Annotated in this window: 3 protein-coding genes; all 3 read right to left on the reverse strand. The window is 78.1% G+C overall.

Annotated features, from left to right (window positions below; translation table 11 throughout):
* Positions 1 to 133 precede the first annotated feature (133 nt).
* The 3 genes from AB0P06_RS14545 to AB0P06_RS14555 are packed head-to-tail and all read right to left on the reverse strand — an operon-like array spanning position 134 to position 8,699.
* A complete protein-coding gene (locus tag AB0P06_RS14545; protein WP_363607598.1) occupies positions 134 to 964 on the reverse strand; it encodes an alpha/beta fold hydrolase in 831 nt (276 codons plus the stop codon).
* Positions 961 to 1,164: an MbtH family protein gene (locus AB0P06_RS14550; protein ID WP_363607599.1), complete on the reverse strand. Its 204-nt coding sequence runs from the start codon at positions 1,162 to 1,164 to the stop codon at positions 961 to 963. The genes AB0P06_RS14545 and AB0P06_RS14550 overlap by 4 nt, the downstream gene beginning before the upstream one ends.
* Positions 1,161 to 8,699, reverse strand: a complete 7,539-nt coding sequence (locus AB0P06_RS14555) for a condensation domain-containing protein (RefSeq protein ID WP_363607600.1) — start codon at positions 8,697 to 8,699, stop codon at positions 1,161 to 1,163. Before AB0P06_RS14555 ends, AB0P06_RS14550 begins: the two co-directional genes overlap by 4 nt.
* Positions 8,700 to 8,751: the final 52 nt, after the last annotated feature.

Here is an 8,751-nt window from a genome sequence, read left to right on the forward strand (position 1 = left end):
GCAAGACGCTCGGCTGGAATACCCCAGCCGAGCGTCTACGTGATCTACTCACCACCTAAAACCAAGTGGTGTTGCGACGACCCCTTGAACCCAAGGACGACGGGGCCCCTTGCCGTGCACTCGGCGCGCAGGCTCAGCGGGCGGCCCTGACGTCCTCGACCACCAGCCGCAGCAGCGGGGTCGGGGCCGGCTGGAAGTAGAAGTGCGCGCCGGGCAGCAGCCTGGTCCCCAGGAAGCGCGTCGTCCGGGCCGCCCAGCCGGGCAGCAGGCCCGGCGGGGTGACCTCGTCCCGTTCGCCGCCGTACACCGCCAGCGGGACGGGCAGCGGCTCCCGGTCCAGGTCCGGGCGCCAGCACTCGACGAGTCCGAAGTCGGCCCGCAGGACGGGGGCCAGCAGCGGCCAGAACTCCGGGTCGTCCAGGATCGCGCGCGGGGTGCCGCCCATCGCCTCGACGGCGGACCGCAGCTGGTCGTCGTCGGAGAGGTCGAAGCCGGAGACCCGCCGGGGGTGGTGCTCGGGCGCCGCGAGCCCGGAGAGGCCGAGCCACTCGGGCAGCGGCAGCCCGCGCCGGTGCAGCGCGTGGGTCAGCTCGTAGGCGGCGATGGCGCCCATGCTGTGGCCGAACAGCGCGTACGGGCGGTCGAGTTCGCCGGACAGCCCGCGCAGCAGCGCCCCGGCGAGCTCGTCGGCCGTGCGGCAGGGCGGCCCGGACCGGCCGATCCGCCCCGGCGCCTCGACCAGGCACACCTCCCACTCCGGGGGCAGCAGCGGGGCCCAGGGCCGGTAGCCCACGTGGGAGCCGCCGGCGTGGTGCAGCACGAACAGCCGCAGCTCCGGTGCGGCCGGGCGGCGGACCCGGAGCAGCTCGGCCGCGGGCCCGGCGGCGCCCGGGTCGACGGCGTCCGGCCCGGACCGGGCCCGCCCGGTGGGCGAGTCCGGTCCGGCGGGGTCGGGCCGCCTCATCGCGGTCCGGCCGGCGCGGCCGGGCGCAGGTCCAGCCAGTGCTCGTTGACGTGGGCGACGCAGGCGGCGCGGTCCGCCGGGCCGTGCGCGGTCCGCCAGCCGGCCGGCACGGCGAGCGCGGCGGGCCAGAGCGAGTGCTGGTTCTCCTGGTTGACCAGCACCAGGTAGTCGGCCGACTGGTCCTCGAACGGGTTCGTCACCGGTGTGTTCCCTTCAGTTCGGTCTCGATGAGGTGGGCGATGTCGGCGGCCGCCTCGGGCCGCAGCATGTCGCCGTGCGCGCCCGCGACGGCGTGGTCCCTGATCCGCCCGGCCACGTACGGGCGCCAGGCCCGGGCGGACGGCCCGGTCTCCGGGCCGGCGCCGACGGTGCCCTCGGAGGCGTGGAAGAACAGCGCGTCCCCGTCGTAGTGGCCGGGCACGAAGGCGTAGCCGAGCGCGGTGTCGTTGGCCATGACGGCGAGCAGCGCCGAGACCGCCCGGTCGTCCAGCCCGCGCAGCGTGCTGTCCTCGCGCTGGAGGACGGCCAGTACCCCGGCCCGGTCCGGCGGGGCGTCGTCCGGGCCGCCGTCCGGGCCGGCCGGGCGGGCCGCGCCGGAGGAGGCGAGCAGGATGCCCAGCAGGACGCGTTCGAGCTCCTCGGCGGCGGGCAGCGGGGGCCGTCCGGGCAGCGCGCCCATCGGGAGGCAGTCGAGCATCGCCAGCAGCCCGGTCGGCTCGCCCGCCGCCCGCAGCCGGACGGCCATCTCGTGGGCGACCAGACCGCCGAAGGACCAGCCGAGCAGATGGAACGGGCCGTACGGGTGGACGATCCTGATCTGCCGGAGGTAGTCGTCGGCCATCTCCCGCACCGAGCCGGCCGGCCGCTCGCCGGGCAGCAGGCCCCGGGCCTGGATGCCGTAGACCGGGCGGTCCGGGTCGAGGCCGCCGAGCAGGGCGGCGTACGGCCAGCCGACCCCGGCGCCGGGGTGGACGCAGAACAGCGGCGTGCCCGAGCCGGCCGGGCGCAGCGGCAGCAGGACGTCGAGCATGCCGCCCGCCACCGGGTCGGCGCCGCCGTCCGGGCCCGCCCCGTCGGCCTGGGCGGCCAGGCCCTCGACGGTGGGGCTCCGGAACAGCGCGGCCACCGTCAGGTCGACGCCCAGGGCGGTGCGCAGCCGGCCGAGCATCTGGGTGGCGAGGATGGAGTGGCCGCCGAGTTCGAAGAAGTTGTCGCGCAGGCCGATCCGGTCGTGCTGGAGCAGGTCGCGCCAGATGCCGGCAACGGTGCGTTCGGTCGCGGTGGCCGGCCGGTCCGGTCCGTCCTCGGCGTCCGGGCTCGGGCCGGTGCGGGCGAGCCGGTCGCGGTCGATGGCGCCGTCCGCGGTCCTGGGCAGTTCGGCGACGGGCAGCGCGGCACAGCCGACGGGGGTGCCGTAGCGGTCCGGGAGTTCGCCGCCGGGGTCCGGGGCGGCGCCCGCGGCCGGGGCGGGTCCGGTCTCGACGTGGGCGGCCGGGGTGCGCAGCGGGTGGACCGGGGCGAGGGTCTGGGCGCGGATCCACGGCGCGTCGGGGTCGAGGCCGATCAGCACCTGCGGGGTGTCGTGGCACAGGGCCGTGTCGAGCGAGCGCAGGGCCTCGCGGACGCCGAGGATGCGGTAGCCGCGGGCCTCGGTCAGCTCGCGCATCGCGTAGCCCCGGCTCATGCCGCGCTCGTCCCACATGCTCCAGGCCAGGCTGCGGCCGTCGATGCCGCAGTTGTCGCGCTGGTGGGCGGCGAGGGCGTCGAGGTAGGCGTTGGCCGCCGCGTAGCTGCCGACCCCGGCGCCGCCGAAGTGGCCGTTGACGGAGGAGAAGGAGAGGAAGAGCGCGCCGGGCCGGTCGGCGACCAGTTGGTGCAGGGCCCAGCCGCCGAGGATCTTCGGGGCCAGGACGGCGGCGCGCTGTTCGGGGGTCTCCCCCGTCACCGGCCGTTCGGCGAAGTGCCCGGCCAGGTGGAGCACGCCCGCCAGTTCGGTGTCCCAGGCGCGCTCGGCGGTGCGGACGACGGCCCGGACGGCGTCGGCGTCGGTGATGTCGACGGCGGCGTAGGCGATGTCGCCGGCGGCGCTCAGCTCGCGGTGGGCGGCGAGGCGGCGGGCGAGCTCGCCGCCCTCGGCGAGGTGGCGGTCCTGGTCGGCGGGGGCCGGCAGCGGGGTGCGGCCGAGCAGCAGCAGCCGGACCGGGTGGGCGGCGAGCAGGTGGCGGGCGGCCTCGACCGCGACCCCGCCGAGGCCGCCGCTGATCACGTAGAGCCCGCCGTCGCGGAAGACCGGGGCGGCCGGGGCCTTGAGGTCGCCGCCGGGCAGCCGCCGCAGCCGGCGCGCCCAGCGGGCGGGGGCGCGGCCCCGCCCGGGGCGCAGCGCGACCTCGGTGTCCCCGGCGGGGGCGGCGAGTTCGGCGACGAGGTGGGCGAGGAGCGCCTGGTCCGGGCCGGGGGCGGTGAGCGCCGTACGGCTGCCGAGGTCGATGTGCCGGGTGTGCAGCCAGGGCAGTTCCTGGCCGAGGCTCTTCGCCAGGGCGACGGCGGGGGCGCGGCGCGCGGCCGGGGTGTCGGTGGCCAGGACGCGCCCGCTGTCGGCGGCGACGACGTACAGCGCCACCGGCCGTTCGGGGCCGTAGCGGTCGGGCCGGGCGGCGAGCGCCGTCGCGAGCTGGGCGATCTCCTCGACGCCGTCGGCGCCGGGGCCGTCGTCGGGGGCGCCGGTGGTCAGGTGGACCACCCGGCCGAGCGGCGGCATCGCGTCCAGGAGGGCGTCCCACTGGGCGCGGTCGGTGGCGTCGAGCGGGGCCAGCGGGGCGTCGGCCGGGCCGGGGCCGGCGGCCGGGGCGCGCCGGACGAGGGTGGTGTCGTGGCCCTCGGCGCGCAGGGCGGCGGCGAGCCGTTCGCCCGGCCCCGCCTCGTCCGCGACCAGCAGGGTGTGTCCGCCGGGGCGGGCCGCCCCGGGCCCGGCCGGGTGGACGAGGGCGGCGGGCTGCCAGACGGGCTGGAAGAACCAGTTCGGCAGGGTGTCGCCGAGGGCCGTCGTGGCGAACTCCCCCGCCTCGAAGCGGGCGCGCAGCCTGGTCCGCTGGATCTTGCCGATCTCCGTCTTGGGGATGTCCGCGCGGTCCAGCGGGACGAGGTGGGCGGGGTTGACCCCGCCCTCGCGCAGCACCTTCTCGCGGATGCGGCGGGCGGCGGCGTCCGGGTCGGCGCCGGGCGCGAGGACGTAGAAGAGCGCGAGTTCGTCGCTGTCGCGGCCCTCGGCGCGCACCGCGCAGGCGGCCGTGAACGAGCTCTGGACGTCGTCGAGTTCCTCGACGATCGCCTCCAGCTCGTGGCTGGGGTGGTTGACGCCGCCGATGATGACGACGTCCTTGGCCCGGCCGGTGAGGGTGAGCGCGCCGTCCCTGAGCAGGGCGAGGTCGCCGGTGCGGAACCAGCCGTCGGCGGTGAACGCCTCGCGGTTCTGCCCGGGGTCGGCGTCGTAGCCGCGGGTGACGGCCGGGCCGCTGACCTGGAGGTGGCCGACGGTCCCCTCCGGGACGACGGTGTCGGTGTCGTCGGTGATCCGGACCGCGAAGCCGGGGTAGGGGCGGCCGACCTCGGTCGGGGCGTCCGTCGCCCCGGCCGTCGCGGAGAGCGGGGCCGAGACCTCTCCGGAGGAGGTCTCGGACATCCCCCAGACCGGGTGCATCGCCCCGGCGGGCAGGCCGTGCGGGGCCAGCAGGCGGACGAAGCGCCGGGCGACCCGGTCGACCACGGCCTCACCGCCGTTGAGCGCCAGGCGCAGCGCGGAGAGGTCCCACCGCTCCCCCGCGATCCGTTCGGCCTGGTCGTTGACCAGGCCGAACGCGAAGTTGGGGGCCCAGGTCGCGGTGGCCCGCCGGGTGTGCAGCGCCTCGATCCAGCGCAGCGGGTCGGCGAGCACCCAGGCGGTGGGCGCGTGGATCTGGGCGGCGCCGGCGGCCAGGAAGGCCAGGTGGAACATGACCACGCCGCCGACGTGGTCCAGCGGCATCCAGTTGAAGGCGGTGTCGGCGGGGCCGAGTCCGTGCGCCTGGCGGGAGGCGGCGGCGTGGGTGAGCACGTTGTCGTGGCAGAGCCGGACGGCCTTGGGGGTGCCGGTGCTGCCGGAGGTGAGCATCAGCAGGATCAGGTCGTCGGGGCGGGCCCGGTGCGGCGCGTCGTCGGCCGGGCCGGTGCGCAGGTCCTCGATGACGGCCCGGCGGCGGTCGGCCGGGAGCGTGGCGCCGTGGGCGCGGTCGGTGAGGGTGAGCGGTTCGCCGAGGGAGCGCCAGGCGTGGGCGGCCCGGGTGGCGACCGCGCCGTCCGGCTGGTCGGCCGGGGGCGTGGCGAGCGGGACGGCGACGAAGCCGCCCAGCACGCAGGCCCAGAAGCCGGTGACGAAGTGCCGGTTGTCGGCGAGCTGGAGCAGCACCCGGTCGCCCGGCCGGAGTCCGGTGGCGCGCAGGGCGCCCATCACCCGGGAGGCCTCGTCGAGGAGTTCGGGGTAGCTCTGCCGCTCGGTGGTGCCGTCGGGGCGGAGGTACTCCAGGCCGGACGGCTGCGCGGCCCCGGCGACGCGCCGGAGCACGGCGCCGAGCGTGGACTCGGGGTAGGGCCGCAGCGGGGCGCCGGTGCTGAGCGAGGGCGGGGCGGCCCGGTCGGGGGTGGTCGGCTCCGGGGTGGCGAGGTCCGGGGTGGCCTGGTCGGCGGCGCGGACCGGGGGCCGGGCGGGCCCGGGCGGGCGGACGCGCCGGGCGGGACCGCCGGACGGCCGGTGGGCGACGCGCGAGACGGCGGCCCGGTCGCGGCCGGCGGTGGTCAGCCAGCGGTCCTCCCAGCGGGCCAGCAGGTCGTCGTCGAGGACGGGGATCCGGGCCAGCGCCGCCTCGTCGAGCGCGCCGCCCGGGGTCCGCGGCAGGTCGGAGACCAGGACGGCGGCGGTGAGCGGCAGGGCCGCGGGCAGTTCCCCGGTCGCGGCGCGGACGATCCGCTCCTCGCCGATGTCGCGGGTGGGCACCACGTAGGCGACCAGTTCGGCGACGCCCGCGGTGCTGTGGCGGACGGCCAGGGCGCAGTCGCGGACGGGCTCCAGCTCCCTGATCCGCCGGGCGAGCGCGGCGAGCCGGAGGGTGTGGTCGCCCACCTGGGCCAGGCCCGGGGTGCGGGTGGTGGTCTCCAGGTCGCCGTCCTCGGTGAGCCGGCCGAGGTCGCCGGTCGGCGTGCCGGCGGCGGCCGGCCCGGCGGGGAGCGGGGCGTCGGCGGCCGGGGCGAGGTGGACGGCGCCGGACACGCCGAGCGGCGCCGGCCGGCCGTACCCGTCCAGGACGCGCAGCGGGCGGACGGGGCGCAGGGCGCCGGGGCGGCCGGGGTCGGCGACGGCGAGCGGGCCGGTCGCGGCCGTGGTGTGGGTCGGGCGCAGGACGGCGCCGAGCGCGTCGTGGTACCGGGCGGTCTGGTCGGGCGTCAGCGCCCGGCCGGTGTGGACCACCGCGCGCAGGGTGGTGGGCAGGGGCTGCGCGGCGAGCCGGGCGAGGTCGCGGTCGACGGCGAGGGCGACGCTCGCCCCGTCGTCCTCGGTTTCCCCCGCCGGGACGGCCAGGGCGGCGCCGTGGAGCAGCGGCAGCAGGGTCTCCCAGACCGACCGGGCGGTGCCGGGCGGTGCCCACCGCCGGACGGTGTCGGCGGCGGTGAGCCCGGCGGCGGCAGCCAACTGGTCGATCTGGTGGACGAGTTCGGCGTGGTCGACGGCGACCGGCGGTTCCTCGGCGCAGAGCAGGACGGCCGGGTGCCGCCCGGTGAGCGGCACGGGCGCGTCGTCCGCGGCCGGGGCGTCGGCGGCCGGGGCGGCCGCGTCCAGGGCGTCGGGGCCGGCCAGGGCGGCGAGGTCGAGGACCACGGGTGCCGGGCCGTCGGCCGCCGGGCGGGCGGCGAGCGCGCCGGCCGTCCCGGGCGGCGCGTCGGTGAGGACGAAGGCGGCGCCGGACCGCCGGAGCAGGGCGGTCAGCCGCTGCGGCGGGTCGGCGGGGTCGAGCGGGACGCCGACCGCCCCGGCCCGCACGACCGCGAGCAGCGCGAGGGCGCCGTCGGCCCCGGGGCCGCAGCAGAGCGCGACCCGGCTCCCGGGCGTCACGCCCCGCGCGCGCAGGCGCCGGGCCAGCCGGTCGGCGCGGGCGTCGGCGTCCCGGTAGGTGAGGGCGGCCGGGCCGGTGCGCAGCGCGGTCGCCGCGGGGGTGGCCGCCACCCGGGCGGCGAACCGCCCGGTGACGGTGGCGTCCCGGTCGTAGCCGGGCACGGCGGCGGTGACGCCCACGAAGCCCACGGGGTCGGCGGCGTCCTCGGCCAGCGGCAGCCGGGACAGCGGCAGGCCCGGATCGGCGGTCACGGCCTCCAGCAGCAGCCGCAGCCGCTCGGTGGCGTGCCGGGCGGTGCGGCGGTCGAACAGGTCGGTGGCGAAGACGAGGGTGCCGCGCAGGGTGCCGTCCTGCTCCCACAGGTGCAGTTCCTGGTCGAACCGGCAGGTCCAGTCGGCGACGGTGGCCGGGGTGACGGTCAGGCCCGGCAGCCCGATCTCCGGGCGGTCGAAGTTCTGCAGCGCGAAGACGACCTGGAAGAGCGGGTTGCCGCCCGGGTCGCGCTGCGGGGCGATCTCCTCGACGATCTTCTCCAGCGGGATGTGCTGGTGGGCGAAGGCGCCGAGGCTCACCTCCCGCACCCGGTGGACCAGCGCGGCGAAGGCCGGATCGCCCGAGGCGTCCACGCGCAGCGGCAGGGTGTTGACGAACATACCGATGAGCGGGTCGAGTTGGGCGTTGTCCCGGTTGGCCGAGGGGGTGCCGACCAGGATGTCGTCCTGCCCCGTGGTGCGGTGCAGCAGGGCGGCGAACGCGGCCAGCAGCACCATGTAGAGGGTGGCGCCCTGATCGCGGGCGAGCCGTTTGACGGCGTCGGCGAGGTCCGGCGGGAGAACGAAGTCCAGCCGGTCGCCGGCGAAGGAGCGCTCGGCGGGCCGGGGCCGGTCGGCGGGCAGCCGCAGCACCGGCAGGTCCCCGGCCAGGCGTTCGCTCCAGTAGGCGAGCCCTTCGGCGAGCGGTTCGCCGGCCAGGTGCTCGCGCTGCCATTCGGCGAAGTCCCCGTACTGGATCTCCAGCGCGGGCCAGCCGGGCGCGCTGCCCGCGGCCCTGGCCCGGTAGGCCTCGGCGAACTCGCGGACGAACACGCCCGCCGAGACGCCGTCGATGACGATGTGGTGCACGCAGACCAGCAGCAGGTGGTCGGCCGGCCCGAGACGGAACAGGACGGGCCGCAGCAGCGGGCCCCGCTCCAGGTCGAACGGGTGCCGGACCTCCGCGAGCAGCCGCTCGCGCAGCTCCTGGTCCGCGGCGAGGTCCGCCCCGGCGGCGACGACGCCCGTCAGGTCGACGGTGGCCAGCGGCAGCTCCAGCCCGTCGGCGACCACCTGGAGCAGACCCTCGGCGGAGTCGGCGAAGGTGGTGCGCAGCGTCTCGTGCCGGTCCACCAGGTCGCCCAGCGCCCGGGCGAGCGCCCCGGTGTCCGGGGCGCCCCCGGTCAGCCGCAGCAGCAGCGGGACGTTGTAGAAGGCGTTGCGCGCGTCGAGCCGGTAGAAGAACCACATCCGTTCCTGGGCGTACGACGCCGGGAAGGTGAGGGGCTGCGCCGTCGCGGGCGGCTCGGACGGGCCGTCGGGGCCGGCCGTCGGGCTGGGCATCGTGGTGCTCCTTGGGGTGTGGGTGCCTGGACGCCCGCGCGGGGCGGGTCAC

The organism is Kitasatospora sp. NPDC088351 (assembly GCF_040685575.1).
Classification (GTDB): domain Bacteria; phylum Actinomycetota; class Actinomycetes; order Streptomycetales; family Streptomycetaceae; genus Kitasatospora.

Coding starts and splice junctions, on each gene's coding strand:
- AB0P06_RS14545 (WP_363607598.1), bottom strand. CDS start 964: ATGAGGCGGCCCGACCCCGCCGGACCGGACTCGCCCACCGGGCGGGCC.
- AB0P06_RS14555 (WP_363607600.1), bottom strand. CDS start 8,699: ATGCCCAGCCCGACGGCCGGCCCCGACGGCCCGTCCGAGCCGCCCGCG.